Annotated in this window: 17 protein-coding genes and 2 pseudogenes; 12 read left to right on the top strand and 7 right to left on the bottom strand. The window is 69.2% G+C overall.

Annotation, left to right across the window (positions count from 1 at the left end; genetic code table 11):
• Positions 1–307: 307 nt before the first annotated feature.
• Positions 308–1,408 carry a hypothetical protein gene (locus ACZ6TU_RS33490; RefSeq protein ID WP_467679508.1) on the top strand — a complete coding sequence of 367 codons (1,101 nt, stop codon included), beginning with the start codon at positions 308–310 and terminating at the stop codon, positions 1,406–1,408.
• Positions 1,405–2,424, top strand: coding sequence for a hypothetical protein (locus ACZ6TU_RS33485; protein ID WP_467679507.1), 1,020 nt, complete (start codon positions 1,405–1,407; stop codon positions 2,422–2,424). The genes ACZ6TU_RS33490 and ACZ6TU_RS33485 overlap by 4 nt, the downstream gene beginning before the upstream one ends.
• A 205-nt stretch (positions 2,425–2,629) precedes the next feature.
• Here the strand turns inward: ACZ6TU_RS33485 and ACZ6TU_RS33480 are convergent.
• Positions 2,630–3,934: pseudogene (locus tag ACZ6TU_RS33480) on the bottom strand (ISL3 family transposase); the annotation flags it as partial.
• 237 nt (positions 3,935–4,171) lie between these two features.
• Here ACZ6TU_RS33480 and ACZ6TU_RS33475 point away from each other — a divergent pair.
• Entirely contained in the window at positions 4,172–4,738 is a 567-nt protein-coding gene (locus ACZ6TU_RS33475) for a hypothetical protein (protein ID WP_469552648.1), read from the top strand.
• A 74-nt stretch (positions 4,739–4,812) separates the two neighbouring features.
• Here the strand turns inward: ACZ6TU_RS33475 and ACZ6TU_RS33470 are convergent, their stop codons facing one another.
• Entirely contained in the window at positions 4,813–5,265 is a 453-nt protein-coding gene (locus ACZ6TU_RS33470; protein ID WP_467679505.1) for a hypothetical protein, read from the bottom strand.
• Positions 5,266–5,690: 425 nt separating this feature from the next.
• Here ACZ6TU_RS33470 and ACZ6TU_RS33465 point away from each other — a divergent pair, with 425 nt between their 5' ends.
• Both ACZ6TU_RS33465 and ACZ6TU_RS33460 read left to right on the top strand, forming a co-directional pair.
• A complete protein-coding gene (locus ACZ6TU_RS33465) occupies positions 5,691–6,125 on the top strand; it encodes a hypothetical protein (RefSeq protein ID WP_467679503.1) in 435 nt (144 codons plus the stop codon).
• Positions 6,126–6,436: 311 nt separating this feature from the next.
• On the top strand, positions 6,437–6,985 hold the full coding sequence (locus ACZ6TU_RS33460) for a hypothetical protein (RefSeq protein ID WP_467679501.1): 549 nt from the start codon (positions 6,437–6,439) through the stop codon (positions 6,983–6,985).
• Between the two features lie 195 nt (positions 6,986–7,180).
• On the opposite strand, the gene ACZ6TU_RS33455 is transcribed toward ACZ6TU_RS33460, so the two are convergent.
• Genes ACZ6TU_RS33455 through ACZ6TU_RS33445 form a run of 3 tightly spaced genes read right to left on the bottom strand, consistent with a single transcriptional unit; the run spans position 7,181 to position 9,827 of the window.
• Complete coding sequence (locus ACZ6TU_RS33455; protein WP_467679822.1) at positions 7,181–7,936, bottom strand: IS6 family transposase; 756 nt, start codon at positions 7,934–7,936, stop codon at positions 7,181–7,183.
• A gap of 38 nt (positions 7,937–7,974) precedes the next feature.
• The gene (locus tag ACZ6TU_RS33450; RefSeq protein ID WP_467679499.1) at positions 7,975–8,634 is read right to left on the bottom strand and encodes a response regulator; all 660 of its coding nucleotides are present in this window, start codon (positions 8,632–8,634) and stop codon (positions 7,975–7,977) included.
• A complete protein-coding gene (locus tag ACZ6TU_RS33445) occupies positions 8,631–9,827 on the bottom strand; it encodes a sensor histidine kinase (protein WP_469552646.1) in 1,197 nt (398 codons plus the stop codon). The genes ACZ6TU_RS33450 and ACZ6TU_RS33445 overlap by 4 nt, the downstream gene beginning before the upstream one ends.
• A gap of 179 nt (positions 9,828–10,006) precedes the next feature.
• Between ACZ6TU_RS33445 and ACZ6TU_RS33440 the strand changes: the two genes are divergently transcribed.
• The 6 genes from ACZ6TU_RS33440 (at position 10,007) to ACZ6TU_RS33415 (ending at position 14,346) form a co-directional block, all read left to right on the top strand.
• On the top strand, positions 10,007–10,522 hold the full coding sequence (locus ACZ6TU_RS33440; protein WP_469552644.1) for a YceI family protein: 516 nt from the start codon (positions 10,007–10,009) through the stop codon (positions 10,520–10,522).
• Between the two features lie 36 nt (positions 10,523–10,558).
• Positions 10,559–11,500 (top strand): ABC transporter ATP-binding protein, encoded by a 942-nt coding sequence (locus ACZ6TU_RS33435; protein ID WP_469552643.1) that lies wholly within the window; start codon positions 10,559–10,561, stop codon positions 11,498–11,500.
• Positions 11,497–12,303 (top strand): ABC transporter permease, encoded by an 807-nt coding sequence (locus tag ACZ6TU_RS33430; RefSeq protein WP_469552641.1) that lies wholly within the window; start codon positions 11,497–11,499, stop codon positions 12,301–12,303. Before ACZ6TU_RS33435 ends, ACZ6TU_RS33430 begins: the two co-directional genes overlap by 4 nt.
• Before the next feature lie 500 nt (positions 12,304–12,803).
• Positions 12,804–13,175, top strand: a complete 372-nt coding sequence (locus ACZ6TU_RS33425; protein WP_469552640.1) for a 3'-5' exonuclease — start codon at positions 12,804–12,806, stop codon at positions 13,173–13,175.
• A gap of 128 nt (positions 13,176–13,303) precedes the next feature.
• Positions 13,304–13,543, top strand: coding sequence for a transposase (locus tag ACZ6TU_RS33420; protein WP_467679487.1), 240 nt, complete (start codon positions 13,304–13,306; stop codon positions 13,541–13,543).
• Entirely contained in the window at positions 13,540–14,346 is an 807-nt protein-coding gene (locus tag ACZ6TU_RS33415) for an IS3 family transposase (protein ID WP_469552638.1), read from the top strand. Before ACZ6TU_RS33420 ends, ACZ6TU_RS33415 begins: the two co-directional genes overlap by 4 nt.
• A 199-nt stretch (positions 14,347–14,545) precedes the next feature.
• Here the strand turns inward: ACZ6TU_RS33415 and ACZ6TU_RS33410 are convergent, their stop codons facing one another.
• Positions 14,546–15,454 (bottom strand): aldo/keto reductase, encoded by a 909-nt coding sequence (locus ACZ6TU_RS33410; RefSeq protein ID WP_469552637.1) that lies wholly within the window; start codon positions 15,452–15,454, stop codon positions 14,546–14,548.
• Positions 15,455–15,528: 74 nt separating this feature from the next.
• Here ACZ6TU_RS33410 and ACZ6TU_RS33405 point away from each other — a divergent pair, with 74 nt between their 5' ends.
• A complete protein-coding gene (locus tag ACZ6TU_RS33405; protein ID WP_469552810.1) occupies positions 15,529–16,518 on the top strand; it encodes a winged helix-turn-helix domain-containing protein in 990 nt (329 codons plus the stop codon).
• Between the two features lie 186 nt (positions 16,519–16,704).
• Here ACZ6TU_RS33405 and ACZ6TU_RS33400 read toward each other — a convergent pair.
• Positions 16,705–16,890 (bottom strand): annotated as a pseudogene (locus ACZ6TU_RS33400) (transposase); the annotation flags it as partial.
• Between the last annotated feature and the right edge of the window lie 91 nt (positions 16,891–16,981).

Here is a 16,981-nt window from a genome sequence, read left to right as displayed (position 1 = left end):
CGCATGCTGTGCCAGTGAAGTGGCCGCCATCCGTGTCCTTGTGAAGCCCTCGTTCGCATGGAAGAGCCAGTGACGGAGCATGCGGAGGCGCCGCCCGTCCTGTGTCGTACGGGCGGCGCTCACTTCGCTGTCCCGTCAGACCTCCAGCTGGACTTCGCCTCCTGCACACCGGTTGGCGACTGCTGTCGCAGCCTGGGCGAAGTCGCTTCCCGACAGTGTCGGGTGGCCCCATTATGAGGAGACCTCCTGGGGGCCGGCCACGGCTGCTGGCCGGGCATGCCCGGGAGCGATGACATCGGGGGGCGTCATGACGGCATCGCGCGGGCTCCGCATCTCGGGGCTGTTCCTCGCGGGGCTTCTGGCGGTGGGGACGGCGGCCGCATGTGCGGGCGGTGAGGGCGGCGGTTCGTCCGGGGTCAGCAGTGGCACGAGCACGTCGGGTGGAGGCTCAAACGGCGGCGGTCAGGGTAACGCGACCGGCGGTTCGGGAGAGAGCACGCCCACCTGGCGGCCCACCGACGGCGGCGGGAGCGGATCCGGTGGGACCGAGTCCGGCGGATCGAACGGTTCAGGAAAGGCCAACGGGAACGGTGCATCTGGGAGTTCGGGCGACGTCGGCGGGCTGAACGCGGGCGGCGACAACGGTAGTGGGGACAACGAGGGCGGGCAGAACGGCGGTGGCGGCGGGCGCATCGAGGGTCCCGGCTGGCTCCCGCCCGGCCCGCACTCGCCCAACACCGAGAACGCGCCGGACCCGGAGAGCGTCTACGACGTCCTGCGCACGCCCGCCAGGTGCCAGGAGGCCCTCGACACGATCTCGCGGCAAGAACTCGACACCGAGTGGCAGGTGCTGCGCGGGCTGGCCAACGCCTGTCTGGCCGTCGAGGGACTGGGCGGCAGCTGGGCGCAGGCCGCGCAGGACTATTCCGCCGTCGCGAACCGGGTCAACACCTGCAAGAGCCGCGCGGCCCATCGCGTGCTGGCCGGGCTGCTGGACTTCCACCGGCTCTACCCCTCGGCCACCGTCGAGCTGGCCGACTCCCCGGGCGGCACGCGGGCCTGCGAGTACGTGATCAGCTCCGTGGATGTGGGCGGCGACGGCGAGGCCGCGCCCGGCGACACGATCTGGATCGAGGTCCGCGGCACTTACTTCGACCACTCGGAGCTGCTGCGGGACGGGAGCGTGTACATAGGCGCCGTGCGGCTGGAGGGACCGCCGAACCCCCTGTCGGAATCGGGCGACCAGCTGGTGCTGGCCGCCGTGGTCCCGGCCCTCGACGGCAAGTACGGCCAGGCGGTGGACGTGCGCGTCCACTACAACACAACCGACGCGATCAAGAAGGCCGCCTTCACCGCCGTAGCCCCTGGCACGCCCGGCCCCACCGGTTCCACGTCGGCGAGCCCGTGACCCCCGCCACCCCGACGCGCCGCCTCCGTACGGTGCTAACCCGCGCCCGCGCGCGACTCCGCCGCCCGCCGGGCGCGCCGGACCCGACACCCCAACCGACGCCCGCGCCCGATCCCACGCCCACACCGGCGCCACCCGACCCACCGCCCGCTCCCCCACCGGCCCCGTACCCTCCGCCCGAGCCCCGGAACTGGCTGGAACTCGTCGGCGCCATCGGCTCGTTCCTCTCCCTCTTCACCGCCATCCTCTTCTACCTCGGCTGGGCGAGCACCGACGCCGAAACGCAGGCTCTCGGGCTGCGGGACACGCTCTTCCGGTTCTCCACAGCCGACTACCTGCTGCGCAGCGTGGACGCCCTCTACCTCCCCGTCCTCGTGGCGGCCGCCGTCTCGATGGCGGCGTCGGCGTTGCATCAACGGGTGCGGCGCGAACCGGCGCGTGCCGCGCGCGTGCTGCGAGGGCTGCGGCACGCGTGGCTGCCGGCCCTGCTGCTCGTGCCCCTCTCCTACGTCGCGCCGGGCCTGCTCGGGCTGGTCCTCCCACTGGCGATCCTGGCGGGCGTGCTGCTCAGTGCGTACGCGCGCACCCGCCCGGAACCGGAAGGATCCGCCGCCCGGCCACCGACCGCGCGGATCTGGGCGCCCGCCCTGCTGGTAGCCGTGGTCGCGCTGTTCTGGGCGGTGTACGCCTACGCCGGGATCGTCGGCCGGGGCCGGGCCGAGAAGACGGCCGCCACCGTGGCCGACGGCTTCCCCGCAGTCGTGGTGTTCAGCGAGCGTGACCTGCTGATCCGCGGCGGCGGCAGCTGTGTCGCCGTCGTCGACGAGAAGGGCAGCCCCTATCGCTACCGGTACGCGGGACTGCGGCTGTTCCATGTCTCCGGTGACCGGCTGTTCCTCGTGCCGCGGTACTGGGCGCCCTGGGACGGCACGCTGTACGTGCTGCGAGAGCAGGACGCAGCCGTGCGGGTGGAGTACGTCAGCGGGAGCGAGTACCGCGCCTCCGAGTGCCCGTGAACGGGGGCACGGCAGCCAGGGCGGATGCTCGGTGCGCGGCCTCCAGGGTGCGCCGGGCCGCTGGCATGCCGTGCGCGCTCTCCTGGGCGGCTGAGCCGCGAGGGCCGCGAACACCCCAAGCCAGCACCCGACCTCTCCCGGCCAGCGTGGGTCTGTCAAACGAACGGCCCTGTCTCATATTCGGTGGTGACGGAGCGTGCCGCCATCCGAGAAGGATGCGGTGGCGAAGAAGGGTGAAGCCTGCTCGTCCGTGCATCTGGCGCGCGATCCGCTTGGTCTTGGTGTTGACGCCCTCGGTAGGGCCGTTGCTGTACGGAAGCGTGACCGCGGCGATCACGGCGTCGCGGTCCCGCTCCAGGCCCCGAGTGAAAGAGTGCAGATGGGGCAGATCGGTTGCGCGGACTTGGACGATCCAGCGCGAGAGTCCGTCGGCATTTCCATCGCAAGGCGTCAGGAGTTCGGCGAAGCCTCTGATGCCGGCGGCCAGTTGGGTCATCTCGGGGCAGGCAGCGGTGAGCCGGGCCAGGAGGTCGTGATGTTCGGTCTTGAGATTGTCGGGCCTGGTAAGGATCATCCGGGCGAACCTGCGCGGGGAGATGTGGCTGCGGTCGGCATCCGTGCGGCCCTGGTTGATGTACTTGTGCAGGAGGTTCAGGCAGCCGGTGAAGCCGAGGGCCTTGATCTCTTCGAAGAGGTGTTGGACCGTGATGCCAGGGTCCTCAACCCGGCGTTTGCGCAGGTGCTCGCGGTAGGGATCGACGAGGCTGGCACGGTATTTGGGGACGCGGAGCATCCGCTCGGGCCGGTCGGCGCGGGCGTAGCGTTTGACGGTGTTCAGGGCCAGTTGCAGGCGGCGGGCGCACTCGAGCAGGCCCACGCCCTTCTCGAGCAGGCTGTGGACCTGGTGCCAGCGTTCCAGGGTCGTCTGCGCGCGTGGTCCGTCGTACAGGGGCGCGTCCAGCACGGTGGCCCAGCAGCTGCTGTGTGCCTTCACTTCACTCAGGGCGGCTTCGCACAGGTTGTGCCACAGGTGCCACCTGTCCGCGACCTGCACCGCGTCCGGCAGGGCGCGGCGGATGGCCTCGGCGTAGGTTGCGGAGCCGTCACGGCACACGACCTCGACGCCCGGATGATCGCGCAGCCAGGCTTCCAACGTGTCGGCGGTGCGGTCGGGCAGCACGTCGATCCGCTCATGGGTCTCGGCATCGATCACCACGGTGGCATAGCGGTGCCGCCGACGCAGAGCAAAGTCGTCGACGCCGATCACGCGGGGCGTTCGCCCGGTGGGCAGCGGGATGCGCAGCAGGGTGCGCAAGGCTGTGTGACGGGACAGGCCTGCCGCGAGTATCGCCAGCAGACGTGATCCCGCCCGGCCCGCTAACTCCTTGACCACAGCCTTGACTTGCCTGGTCAGACGGGCCGTGCGTCGCTGGTATCGCTCCAGCACTCCGGGCATCTGCTCACGGACCTTCTGCTTGTGCTCAGTGGTGTTCTTCTTCCTGGCCTTCTGAGTAGCGGTGGTCCTCCCCGCCGACGCGGGTGTTTCGCCGAACTCGCCGGGGCGCTGCACCCCCGCCAAGCCGCGGCCCCGCTCCCTGACACAGCTGCGCGAGGGATGGCAGGCGAGTCCGCGCTCGTTCCTCCGCTGACGCCACCTACCTCATCAACTCCGTCCTCGAGCGCGCCCGCGCAGGACGCGAAGGGGATCCGGCGCGGTGCGTGGTGTTCAGCCCCCTACCTCTCCCGCGTGCTCAGCGGCGAGAAGTTCCCCACCTGGGTACTCACCGAGAAGATCGCCCTGGTCCTCGGAGCCGACATACGAAAGGTCTGGCAGGACGAACGCGACCGCCACGGCATCCGCCCCCGCCGCTCCCGCCAGCCATCGCCGCCAGAAGAACCAGACACCGGCACCACACTTGCCGCGGCACTGCGCACCCTCTACCAACGGGCAGCCTGCCCCTCCCCGCACAGCCTCGCCGTGGCCACGGGACAACTCGTCAGCGCCCACGACGTCCGCCGGATCCTCCACGGTGAAAAGCCCGGAAGCTGGGAAGAGGTCAGTGCTCTCATCCGCGCTCTGGACGGGGAGCCGTCGTTCTTCCGGCCGCACCGGCAAGAAGCACACGAGTCCTCCCCGCCACCCCTGCCAGCGATCGCGGAGACCCCCACCAACCGCCTCAACCGTCTACTGAGCGCCTTCGGCGACAGCCTCCCGACGGGCGCACCCTCGCCCCCTCACCCGAACTGTCGGTCCGGCGCCGCGCACTGCGCCGCCGCATGGCAGCGCAGAACACTCGCCCCACCCTCTAGATGACACCGGTGCGGGGCCAGACGCCGCCGGCGGGAGATTCGGGTGAAGGCCAACACGCTCGGTGGCGGCGGAAAGCCTCACACGCCCTGCGTACCTCGCGCGCCCGGTCCCACTCCGCTCCGCACTCCCCCTCTGGCGTGCGCCAGTGACGCACGAGCCCTTCGGCCACATCGGCGACGTCGCCCGGGGGGGGCGAAGACGCGGTGGAGCGGGGTGACGGGGGCTTCGAGGAGCACGTCACTGATGCTGGGGCCCAGCTTGGCGTAGACCCAGCCGGTCTCCACCTCCCAGGCGAGCCGGACGCCGCCCCGCGCGCCGGTGCGGCTCACATCCCAGACCAGGGTCATGTAGATCGTGTCGTGGCGCTCCGTCTGGTGGTACGCGCGCAGCGCGACGTCGGCCCGGACGATGCCGGGCGGGATGCCACGGTCGGCAAGGGCCTGGTCGACGGCCTGGACGTAAGGCCAGTGCGGCGCTCCGTGCTGCCACAGCTGGTGCCTGCCGGGCGGATCGAGCAGCACAGGACTCACCTCCACACGGCAGGACGGGGCCAGGTCATGAGGCACGGCGGAAGGTAGTGGCCGGGCCGATGATGGCCGGTCCCTCAGCTTCAGTGCGACCCACGAGGCAGCTTGCGGTCCTTGACAAGAGTTCAGGGGGTGATTCGGGGGTGGCGTCAATGTCCGACACGCTTCCGGCGGTCCGACGGGGTGAAGGACCGCCGATTTATTCACCGGCCCGGCCTAACCCCCTCGCCAAGCGCCCTGAGGTTACAGTGATTTGACAGCCCATCAGGGGAGTCCATAGTGCCTGCTCGATGCGCTCGTATACGTCCGGTTGGCCGCTGCGTGTCACACGTTAGTGATCTTTGAGGTGCCGTCGGAAATTTCCCTCAGTAGGTTCATTTCCAGATCGGCAGTTCAGCCGATTTCTCTGAAAGAAGGAGAAGACTGGAATGCAGAAGCGTACCGCCGCCCTGATCGCCGGCTCCGCGGCAGCCGTGGCCATGACCATCACTGGCGTGACCTACGCCTCCGCGGACTCCGCTCAGTCCGCCCGGGAAGCCGTCCGTCCCGCCTCGGCTCCCCTCGGTGGCGACAGCGACCACGAGTACAAGACGGACAAGGACTACCGCGGATACAAGAAGGACGGCGGCCAGATTCAGATCAACGAGCGGACGTACTCGGCCAACCCGGGAGCGTGCGTCAGCGTGACCAACTTCCTCGGCACCGGCACCTTCAACATCTCCAACGACACCGACAGGGTCGTTGAGTTCTTCAACGGGACCAACTGCAACGATGGCAATCCCGCCGCCGTGGTCCTGCCTGGGGGCTCCACCTTCGGGGTTGGCGCCGGTGTCGATGGCAGCTTCCGAGTGATCGACAACTAAGGGAATCGCGGCAGCGACCGACCCCGAAGAAGTCACCGTGGGATGTGACAGTCCCGCCCATGCGTCATCTGGACCCCGGCCCGCCGTAATCGGGCCGGGGTTCCGGCGCAGAGTACTTCCTTCAGCTGGAAACACCCAGCCGGGGTGTTTCACACTATGCACCCATCCGGTAATGATCGCAAAGACACGCGGGCGTGCAGCTGATTGGCGGCCTGCAAGGTCCTTTGGCTGGGAATCGGGCGCGTTGCATTGGAAAAACGCGTTCGACTGACGTCACTGTGGAATCACTACCGGCCGAGTGTGGGAGCGCCATGGGTGTGCTGTTGACGTTCGTCAGGCGACTGAAAAGTCCTGCTGGTGCACCGCATATCGACGGTACGATCCTGCGCCAGCTCGATGGCAACGCCGCGCGTGCTCGCTACTGGGTGAAAAGAACCCCGAGAGAAGCAATTCATCTGCTGCACAGGGCCCGTCTGTACAACATCGCCGCGGCCGCACTCAGCATCATCACAGGGCTGCTCGTCTGGCCGCTCATGGCCGACACCTCCCGCCTCACCGCCCAGATCGTCATCTCCACGCTGTCTTGTCTTGCCGCGGTGGCCATCGCCGCGCCCTACGCAACCGGCCTGCACGACCGCGTCGAGGAATCCATCAAGCTCTGCGGAACCTACGGAGCTCTCTACGGTGAACTGCTCCGCGCACAGAGCCAGCTCGGCACGCAAGCCACTACACAACCGCGTGTCACAGAACTCATCCAACAGTTCGACGACGCCAACATGCGCAAGGACACCCTCAGGCTTGCCGCACCAGCCCCGGACTCCGACCAAGCGTCCGGCGATTATTCCGGATCTGTACAGTAAATGGCGTTTGAGGGTTGTCGGGGTTCGACCCCGGGCAGTTCGCCGGCCTCCCGGCGGCGCCGGATCGTACGGCCCTCGCCGCACGCGGCGGCTTCGCGCTGGGTCAGCAGGGGGCAGTGGGGCGCTGTCACGTTGTTGGGTGGGCGGTGTCTGATGGTGCGTCGTGGCGTGGTGGAGCCCGGTTCCGGGCTGTGCTCAGGCCGTAGCAGCGACGCCGGCGACGCCGGTGATCTGCTCCCAGATTGCGAAGCGGACGGTCATCTCGGCGCGGTAGTCGTGTGCGGGCATCAGGTGGCGGAGGGTCCGGAAGTGGGGCGAGATGCCGCTGAACGCGGAGAGGAACCGCTGGGCCCCGCCCACGGAGCGGAAGCCTTCCATCGCCCGTTCGCGTTGCCTGGTTGGCTGGTGGCTGTTCTCCGCCCGGTTGTTCAGGTACTTCGACTGTCGGTGCTCGACGCAGGGCATGACCTCGCGGTGGGCCGCGCCGTATGAGCGGAGCTTGTCGGTGACGACCACCCGCGGCACCACACCGGTCCTCTTCAAAAGTCTGCGGAAGAAACGCCTGGCCGCGGCCTTGTCCCGCCGGTTCTGCACCAGGACGTCCAGCACGTTGCCGTCCTGGTCGACGGCCCGCCACAGGTACTGCAACCGCCCGTTGATCTTGATGAAGACCTCGTCCAGGTGCCACTTGTCCCCAGGCCGAGGCTGCCGGCGGCGCAGCGCGCCTGCGTAGGTCTGCCCGAACTTCGCGCACCAGCGGCGCCCCGTCTCGTAGGAGACGACGATCCCGCGCTCGAGCATCAGTTCCTCGACCTCGCGGAAGGACAGTGGGAAGCGGTGGTACAGCCACACGCAGTGGGAGATGACCTCGACCGGGTACCGGTGCCCCTTGTACGACAGCGCCGCGCTCCCCACGGACGACCCCTCCCAGCCTGTCGACCCGAAGATCATCCCACCGGTCAGCCAACGTGACAGCGCCACCGGGCCCCCTACGGGGTGCCGACGATGCCCGCGTCATGAGCGAGGAGGCCGGCTTGGGTGCGGTTGACGCAGCTCAATTTGTCCAGCATGCGTGAGACGTAGCCCTTGATCGTGGCCTCGGAGAGGAAGAGCCGGGCCGCGATCTGCGCGTTGGACAGGCCCTCGCCGAGGCCAGCCAGGACCTGGACCTCCCGCTCGGTCAGCGCGGCGACCAGGTCGCGTGCGCGGTCGCGGGCGGAGAGGCTGTCCGTCGACGCGGCGATGAGCCGTCGGGCGGCGGACGGCGAGAGGACGGTGTGCCCCTGCGCGGCCGTCCTCACGAGTCCGATCAGTTCCTCCGGCGGGGTCGACTTGACCAGGAAGCCGGTCGCGCCGGCCCGCAGGGCACGCAGTACGTACTGGTCGGCGTCGAAGGTCGTCAGCACCACGATGTTCGGCGGCTCCGCGAGCTCGTTGATGCGTTCGATCGCGGTCAGCCCGTCCATGCCCGGCATGCGCAGGTCCATCAGGACGACGTCCGGGCTGCTGCGCCGGACGGCCTCGATGCCGGCCGCGCCGTCGTGGGCCACGTCCACGACCTCCAAGTCCTGGGCCGAGTCGAGAATGGTGCGCAGGAACACGCACACCATGGGCTCGTCGTCCACCACCACTACTCGGGCCACGCTCACACCGCCGATTCCGCGGTCGGGACGTACGCGGGCAGCGTCGCCTCGATGCTGAACCCGCCGTCGGAACAGGGTCCGGCACGCAGGGTGCCGTGCACGAGCTCGATGCGCCGGCGCAGATGCGCGATGCCCATGCCGGAGCCAGTGCTCGCGAGGGCGCTGCTCGCTCTGCCGGTCGGGGCACTGTTGCGGACCGTGATCCGCACCTGGGTCTCGTCGTACTCCACCCGCACGGTCACCTGGGCGCCGGGCGCGTGCTTGCGGACGTTGGTCAGCGCCTCGCGCAGGACGCGGTAGGCGGTGCGCCCGACCACCGGCGAGGCGAGGGCCGGGTCGCCGTTCTCGATCAGCTCGGTCGGGGTGCCCACCGCCGTCGACTCGGCGACCAGGTCGGCGAAGCCCCCCACCGAGGGCGTCTGGTCACCCTCGGGCGTGGTGCGCAGGATGCCGACCAGGTCCCGGAGTTCCTCCAGGGCCTGGCAGCCCGCGGCGCGCAGTTCCTCCGCCGCCTGCCGGGTCTCCTCGTCCTGCGCCGTCACCCGCAGGGCTCCGGCCTGCAGCACCATCAGGCTCACCCGGTGCGTGACGACGTCGTGCATCTCCCCGGCGAGCCGCGCGCGTTCTTCGGCACGGGCCTGTTCGGCGAGCAGGTGGCGCTCCCGCTCGGCTCGCTCGACCCGTTCGACGAGGGCGAAGACCATGCGCCGGCGGGCGTCGAAGTACAGCGCCAGCAGCGGGCCGACCGCGGTGCGCAGCAGCCCGATCGTCATGACGGTGACCGACGGCTCCCAGGGCCGCATGATGACGAGGGTGAAGGCGGCGAGCACGAGGAACGCCGTGCGGCGGTTCTGTTGGAAGAAGAACGGGCCGTAGGCGGCCACCAGGGTCGCGTAGGGGGCCCATACGTTGGTGTCGTTTGCGGGCGTCAGCACGCCGGCCGGTGAGATCAGCAGCGTCACGGCGATCGTGAACGCGCCGAGCACGCCGACGACGGTGAGCGGGGCGACGCGGCGGAAGGCCAGCGAGGCGCAGGCGAGCGCCTGCACGCCCAGCATGACCCAGGCGAGGGTGTCCGGGCGGTCCGGCCACCAGCTGGCGCCGATCAGCGTGGTGCCGGTGTCGAGCAGCGCGAAGCCGGCCGCGATCGCCACGTCCACGGCCACCCAGTGCCGGCGGTGCCACGGTCCGTCAGTCATGACGCTTACCGTAGGCCATTTGGGCCACCCCCCCCGTCCGCGCCGTGACAACCGCGTACCTCCGCCTGGTGCGGACCCTACGAAAGTCGCATGCGGCCCGCGACGACCCGCCGTTCGTCGCTCCGGGAACCGACCGCTCGCCCTGCCGCGCGGCGGGCCGGCTGCCGTGGAATGAGGGCATGGATGCAACAGGCAACCCCACCACGACATCTCCCCGGCTCGGTCGCTACACGATCGACACGAAGCGCTCGTCGATCTCGTTCAAGAGCAGACACCTCTTCGGCCTCATGCCCGTGCACGGCACGTTCGCGATCCGGGGCGGTACGGTCGACGTGGCCGAGCCGCTGTCGGAGTCGCGTCTGCGCGTGGAGATCGACGCAGCGAGCTTCAGCTCCGGCAACGATCAGCGGGACGGCGAAGTACGGTCGGCGAAGTTCCTGGACACCGACCGGAACCCGCTGATCACGTTCGTCTCCGAGCGGGTGGACGCCACGTCCGTCTCCGGCACGCTCACCGCGTGCGGGGTCTCCCGGCCCGCGAGCCTGTCCATCGTGCACGCGCAGGTGACTGCCAACGCGTTCACCGTCCGTGCCACGACCCGCGTCGACCGTACCGAGTTCGGTGTGACCGCGGCCCGCGGGATGGCCGGGCGCCATCTCGACCTGACGTTGGAGGTCATGTGCGTCCACGCCTGACGCCGCCGTACGCGCACCGGACGGCGGGTGACCGCCATGTCTAGCGCGGTCGTCGTCGAAGACCTGCACAAGACCTACGGCGCGGTGCGGGCCGTGGGCGGGGTGAGCTTCACTGTCGAGCACGGGGAGATCTTCGCGCTGCTCGGTCGCAACGGCGCCGGCAAGACCACCACGATGGAGATCCTCGAAGGGTTCCGCACCCGGGACGGCGGGCACGTCGACGTCCTCGGCCTCGACCCGGGCGACCGGTCCACGGCACGTACCCTGCGGGAGCGGATCGGGCTCGTGCTGCAGGACATCGCGGTCGAGCCCTACCTCACCGTCCGCGAGACCATCGCCCGCAACGCGGGCTACTACCCGGCGCCGCGCGACGTCGACGAGGTGATCGGCCTGGTCGACCTCGCCGGGCAGGAGAAGAAGAAGGTCCGCACGCTCTCCGGCGGCCAGAAGCGGCGCCTGGACCTGGCGCTGGGGATGATCGGGAACCCGAGCCTGCTGTTCCTCGACGAGCCGACCACCGGATTCGATCCGAACGCGCGCCGCGGCGCCTGGCAGCTCGTGCGGAATCTGCGCGACGCGGGCACCACCATCCTGCTCACCACGCACTACATGGAGGAGGCGCAGGAGCTGGCCGACCGGGTGGCCGTGATCTCCGCCGGACGGATCGTCGCCGAGGGCACCCCCACAACCCTCGGGGGGCGTAACACCGCGCGGGCCCGGATCCGCTTCGCACTGCCGCCCGGCAGCACGGTCGCCGACCTGCCGGTGGTCGCCGAGCCGGACGAGGACGGCCTGGTCACCGTGGAGTCCGCGGAGCCGACCGGCACCCTGCACCAGCTCACCGACTGGGCGCTCAGGCGCGGCACCGTGCTCGCCGGGCTGACGGTCGGCCGGCCGAGCCTGGAGGATGTCTATCTGCGCCTGACCGCCCAGGACCAGAGTGCGCCCGAACGCATGCTGGAAAGGAGCGCTTCATGAGCATCGCCGTTCCCCGCGATGCGGGCCGGCAGGTCCGGCGCCGCGGACTCGCCCTGCTGTGGCATCAGACCCGCTACGAGCAGCTGACGTTCTGGCGCAATCCGCAGAGCGCGTTCTTCACGTTCGTCTTCCCGGTCGTCGTCATCGCGATCTTCGGGGGTCTGTTCGGCGGCATCGGCAAGAGCGATTTCTACTACGGCCGGTCCGCGCTCCAGTACTACGTGTCGACGATCGCCGCGGTGTCAGTCCTGGGCTCCTGCTACAGCCAGTTGGCGATCGTGCTCGCGGCACGGCGGCAGAACGGGATCCTGAAACGGGTTCGGGCGACGCCGCTGCCCGCTTCCGCGTACTTCGTGGGACTCCTGGCGCACTGCGTCGTCGTGAGCGTCGTCGACGTCCTGCTCATCACCGTGGTCGGCCGGCTCTACGGCGTCTCGCTGCCCGCCTCCTCGCAGCTGCCCGCGCTGGTTTTGACGCTCGTGTTCGGCGCCGCCGCCTTCTGCGCCCTCGGGGTCGCGGTGGCATCGCTGATCCGCAACGCGGAGGCCGCGCCGTCGGTCGTGCAGTTCGTCCTGTTCCCTCTGGTGTTCATCTCGGGCACCTACATGCCGATCCACTCCGGTCTGCTGAAGGGCATCGCCGACGCGCTGCCGGTGAAACCGTTCAACGATGCCCTCCTCCGCGCGTTCACCACCGACCACACCGGCCTTCCCTGGCGGGACCTCGGGGTCCTGCTGCTGTGGGGCGCGGTCGGCGCGGTGGTGGCGGTGCGGCGGTTCCGCTGGGATCCACGCGCGGAGTGAACCGGTCTCCTTTGAGACACCCGCCGGTTGATTCGGCCTCAGGACCAGCCGTCCCCCGCAGCGAGAGAGCCGTGCCCCTGCTACATCCCCGGCAGGGTCACGGCCTCTTCGCCTGTCCTGACTGCCTCGGTCGCTCAAACCCGCCGCTCGCGCAGCCAGGCGTCGACCCGTCGGCAACTCGCCCCTTTGACCCATTCTCGGCGATACCCCACTGACAGCTGGGATCACCTCACGCTGTCGAGGCCAGTTGGAGGCCCGGAACCCGCGGGCTACTCTGCCTCCAGGAGCCCAGCCACCCTCCGGTTTCCTGGATTTCCCCTCCAGGAATCCGCGAACCCGTCGGCTTGGCACCCGGCCGACTGGAAGTACGTGGAGGCCGCCGGGTGGATCACGCCCGCGGCCACCTACGAGCGCGAGGTCGGCCGGCACCGCACCGTCACCGTGGCGCTGTATCGGCTCGCCGACGTACGCGCATCACTCTGTGTCCGACATGGGGCAAGGTGACCCGCCGGGCGCGCGAACTCCTGGAGCCGGGCGCCGCGGTCATCCTCGACACCGAGACGACCGACCTGCCCGGGCAGACCGTCGAGCTGGCCGTGATCGACGGGGCCACCGGGAAGAAGCTGATGGACACTCTGGTCAAGCCGATCGAGCCGATCAGCGACGGTGCCCGCTGGGTCCATGGCATCACCGACGCGATGGTGGCCGACGCCCGGCCCTCCCAGAAGATCCTCCCGCGGCTGCGCCAGGTCACCAAGGGGAAGGTCATCTGTGCCTACAACGCCGACTTCGACAGGGGAGTTGTCCTCGGCGACGTCCGGCGGGTTGGGAAGCAGCCATTGCACCTGGAACCGGAGGACTCCTGGTATTGAAGCTTCCCCTTGATGTTGGACATCTGGAGACTGGGACGTGAGGTTCCAGAGGAAGTAGTGCCAGGTGGGAAGCAAGAGCAACCGCAGCAGGCGGTACTCGGAGGAGTTCAAGCGCGACGCGGTCGCGCTTGAACTCCTCCGGCAAGACCGTCACCGAGGTGGCCCGGGAGATCGGGGTCAGCGCCGAGGGCCTGCGGAACTGGGTCAAGCAGGACACGATCGACCGCGGGCAGGGGGCGTCGGGCGGGCTCACGAGCGCGGAGCGGGAGGAACTGCGTCGGCTGCGGCGGCAGAACCGTGAGCAGGCCGAGACGATCGAGGTGCTGCGGAAAGCGGCGGTCTTCTTCGTGAAGGAGAGCGATCGATGAGCGACGTGTATGCGTTCATCGAGGCGGAGAAGACCACCCACCCAGTCGCTCTGTTGTGCCGGCTGCTGAAGGTGGCCCGCTCCTCCTTCTACGCCTGGATGGCCGGCGAGCAGGACCGCGCCGCCCGCCGGGCCGCCGACGACGTACTGGCCCACGAGATCACCGTCTTGCACATCGCCTCCCGGTGCACCTACGGGGTGCCGCGCATCCATGCCGAACTACGCAGACTGGACCGGCGGGTCGACCGCAAGCGAGTGGAGCGGATCATGCGTGAGCGTGACATCACCGGGGTCGCCCAGCGCAAGCGCCGGTCGCTGACCCGTCCGGCGAAGAAGGCGGTGCCCGCTCACGACCTGATCGGCCGCGACCTCACGGCCGCCGCCCCGGGGCGGAAACTGGTCGGTGACATCACCTACATCCCCACCGACGAGGGCTGGCTGTATCTGGTGACCAGGCTGGATCTGGCGACCCTCGAGATCGTCGGCTACTCGATGGCGGACCACCACCACGCATCCCTGGTGGTCGACGCACTGACGATGGCCGTCGGCCGCAGCGACCTCCAGCTCGGATGCATCGTGCACTCGGACCGCGGAGCGGAGTACACCGCTGGCGAACTCCGCCGGGAAATACGCCGGTTGGGGCTGCGGCAGAGCATGGGACGAACCGGCTCGTGCTACGACAATGCCGCCGCCGAGAGCTTCTTCGCGCTGCTGAAAGCGGAGATCGGCACCCGCCGCTGGCCCGACCGGACCACTGCCCGCGCTGAGATCTTCACCTTCATCGAGACCTTCTACAACCGCTAGCGGCTGCGCAGGCATCCAGTCTGGGGGGCTACCTCACCCCGCTGGAGACCCGGCAGCGACACGAGCAAGAACACGCCCTCGCAGCGTAAGCATCGAGTGTCCAACATCACGGGGAAACTTCACTACTGGACGCGCGGCAGGAACAGACACGACAGCCAATCCGACCAGCGGAAGCGGATCACAGTGCCGAGGAGCTTGTTCATACCGTTTCGTGGCGAAGGGAGTCCAGGGCGGTGAGTTCGTACTCGGACAGAAGCAGGGAGCCAGCGGCCACATTCTGGGCGAGGTGGCCGGGGTCGCCGGTGCCGGGGATGGCCAGGACGTGGGGGCCCTGGTGCAGTGTCCAGGCCAGCCGGATCTGGGCCGTGCTCGCCCCGCGGGCGCGGGCGATGGCGAGGATCTCGTCGCTGTCATCGGTGGTCGCGCCAGCCGTGCGTCCGGTGCCGGCGATCGAGTAGAACGGCACGAACGCGATGCGCTGTTCACCACAGAGGTCCAGGAACTCTTTCTGTTCAGGTGATGCGCCGATTCCGTACATGTTCTGGACGCAGACCACGGGCGCGATGGCCTGGGCCTCGGCGAGGTGGTGGGGGCGGACGTTGGACAGGCCCAGGTGACGGATGAGTCCGGCGCCGCGCAGTTCGGCGAGTGCGCCGAAGCGTTCGGCGATCGAATCGGTGCCGACGATGCGCAGGTTCACCACGTCGAGGTGGTCACGGCCGAGCTGGCGCAGGTTCTCCTCGACCTGGCCGCGCAGCTGCTCGGGGGTGGCGTGCGGCAGCCACTGACCCGAGGGATCGCGGCCGGGGCCGACCTTGGTGGCGATGACGAGGTCGTCTGGGTAGGGGGCCAGTGCCCGGTTGATCAGCTCGTTGGCACTGCGCAGCGGGGAGAAGTAGAACGCGGCGGTGTCGATGTGGTTCACGCCGAGTTCGACCGCCCGGCGCAGCACCCCTATCGCCTGATCGCGATCGCGTGGGACGGCGTCGGCCGCGAACGCCTCGCCGGTCTGGGGCAGGCGCATCGCGCCGAAACCGATCCGGTTGACCGTGCGGTCGCCGAGCGTCCAGATGCCCGACGCCGCCGCGTTGATCGTCTGTGAGGTCATGGGCAGGATGATCTGGGCACGGTAGGCTGGCCCGCCATTGATTCACACATGCCTGAATCCATTGAGGAGTGGTCATCCTGGCGGAGCTGTCGTTCTCGGCGAGTGATCTGGCGCAGGTGCGGTTCGCCGTCTCCCCGATGTGGGAGGTGGCGCCCAGCTTTCGGCTCTTGAGGTCCGCCGCCGCGCATCCGGTCCACCAGCCCTGGGTCGACCAGGTCAGGCCGCGAGTGGTGGCCGCCGGTCTGGACCGTGGCTGGCTGTCCGAGCTGATTCCGCCCACCGGCTACGTCCCCGACTTCCTCAACCCGGCCCCCGCAGGGCCGGCCCCCACACCGGCGGCAGAGTGTGATGCGGTCCGGGCCTCGCCTGTGGACCGGGTGCGCCAGGACCTCGATCACCTCGCCCGCCACCAAGGCAAACTCGGTCCTCGGCTGCGGACTCTGCACGGCGACCCGCAGACCCGCCTGGCCAAGGTCACCGAAGAGATCGAAACGTACTGGGAGCTGGCACTCGCCCCCTACTGGGACCGAATGCGGACAGTGCTGGACGCCGACATTTTCTACCGGGCCCGCATGGTCGCCGAGCACGGCGCGGGCCGCCTCTTCAACGACCTGCACACCTCGGTGCGCTGGGACGACAACGCGCTGCGGATGGCGCGCCGAAAGCAGCCGCTGACCCGCAAGACGGCAGGGACAGGACTGCTGCTGATCCCGTCGGCCTTCACTGGGCCGGGGCTGCGCACCCGGACGACGCTGCCGGATCCACCGCAACTCGTCTATCCGGCCCGCGGCGTCGGCACACTATGGCAGGTCCGGCCCGCCACCCGGGCCCACACCCTCGCCGCCGTACTCGGCCGCTCGCGAACCCTACTGCTGACCGAACTCGAAACCCCGGCCTCCACCACACAGTTGGCCCACCGCACCGGACTTTCCCCAGCCGGGGTATCCCAAAATCTCACCGCGCTACGCAACGCGGGCCTGGTCAGCGCCCACCGCGCGAGCCGCTCCGTCCTCTACGCCCGCACCACTGCGGCCGAAACCCTCCTCAAAGCAGCATCCGCCTGAACTCGGGTCAACCCCCGAAGGACTTCCGGAGCCGACCACTAGTAGGACTCCGTTAGGTCCGTCTTGATCTTGGTGTCTTCCTGCTGGTCAGAGGTTGGTGGCATGTGCTACAGATGCCGGTCCAGCAGTTCAGCAGGTCTTGGAGAGCGTCAAGGATCTGCTAGAGGGTGAGTCCGGTGTGTCGGCTTTTCCGTCCTTGGGGAACGACACGTCGTCGATCGCCCAGGCGTCCGGGGCGATCCGCGGCACCAGCCGCTCGGCGATCCGCCGGCGCACCGGCACCGGATCCCAGGTGGACTGGTTCACGAACTGCTGCAGGTTCTGCTCGTTGCCGTCCGGCAGACGAGAGGCCATGGCCTGGATGGACTTGCGGAGGCACTGTCACGTTGGCTGACCGGTGGGATGATCTTCTGGTTGATCAACCTGGGAAGGGTCGTCCGTGGGGAGCGCGTCGCTGTCGTAC

The sequence above is a fragment of the Streptomyces sp. NPDC052064 genome, from assembly GCF_055585925.1.
The sequence above is the reverse complement of the archived record's forward strand: the minus strand, read 5'-3'. Positions and strand labels throughout refer to the sequence as shown.

Excerpts from the sequence above, each read along its gene's own strand:
- ACZ6TU_RS33410 (WP_469552637.1), bottom strand. The coding sequence starts at position 15,454 with ATGACCTCACAGACGATCAACGCGGCGGCGTCGGGCATCTGGACGCTC.
- ACZ6TU_RS33490 (WP_467679508.1), top strand. The coding sequence starts at position 308 with ATGACGGCATCGCGCGGGCTCCGCATCTCGGGGCTGTTCCTCGCGGGG.
- ACZ6TU_RS33415 (WP_469552638.1), top strand. The coding sequence starts at position 13,540 with ATGAGCGACGTGTATGCGTTCATCGAGGCGGAGAAGACCACCCACCCA.
- ACZ6TU_RS33435 (WP_469552643.1), top strand. The coding sequence starts at position 10,559 with ATGTCTAGCGCGGTCGTCGTCGAAGACCTGCACAAGACCTACGGCGCG.
- ACZ6TU_RS33455 (WP_467679822.1), bottom strand. The coding sequence starts at position 7,936 with ATGATCTTCGGGTCGACAGGCTGGGAGGGGTCGTCCGTGGGGAGCGCG.
- ACZ6TU_RS33430 (WP_469552641.1), top strand. The coding sequence starts at position 11,497 with ATGAGCATCGCCGTTCCCCGCGATGCGGGCCGGCAGGTCCGGCGCCGC.
- ACZ6TU_RS33465 (WP_467679503.1), top strand. The coding sequence starts at position 5,691 with ATGCAGAAGCGTACCGCCGCCCTGATCGCCGGCTCCGCGGCAGCCGTG.
- ACZ6TU_RS33445 (WP_469552646.1), bottom strand. The coding sequence starts at position 9,827 with ATGACTGACGGACCGTGGCACCGCCGGCACTGGGTGGCCGTGGACGTG.
- ACZ6TU_RS33460 (WP_467679501.1), top strand. The coding sequence starts at position 6,437 with ATGGGTGTGCTGTTGACGTTCGTCAGGCGACTGAAAAGTCCTGCTGGT.
- ACZ6TU_RS33440 (WP_469552644.1), top strand. The coding sequence starts at position 10,007 with ATGGATGCAACAGGCAACCCCACCACGACATCTCCCCGGCTCGGTCGC.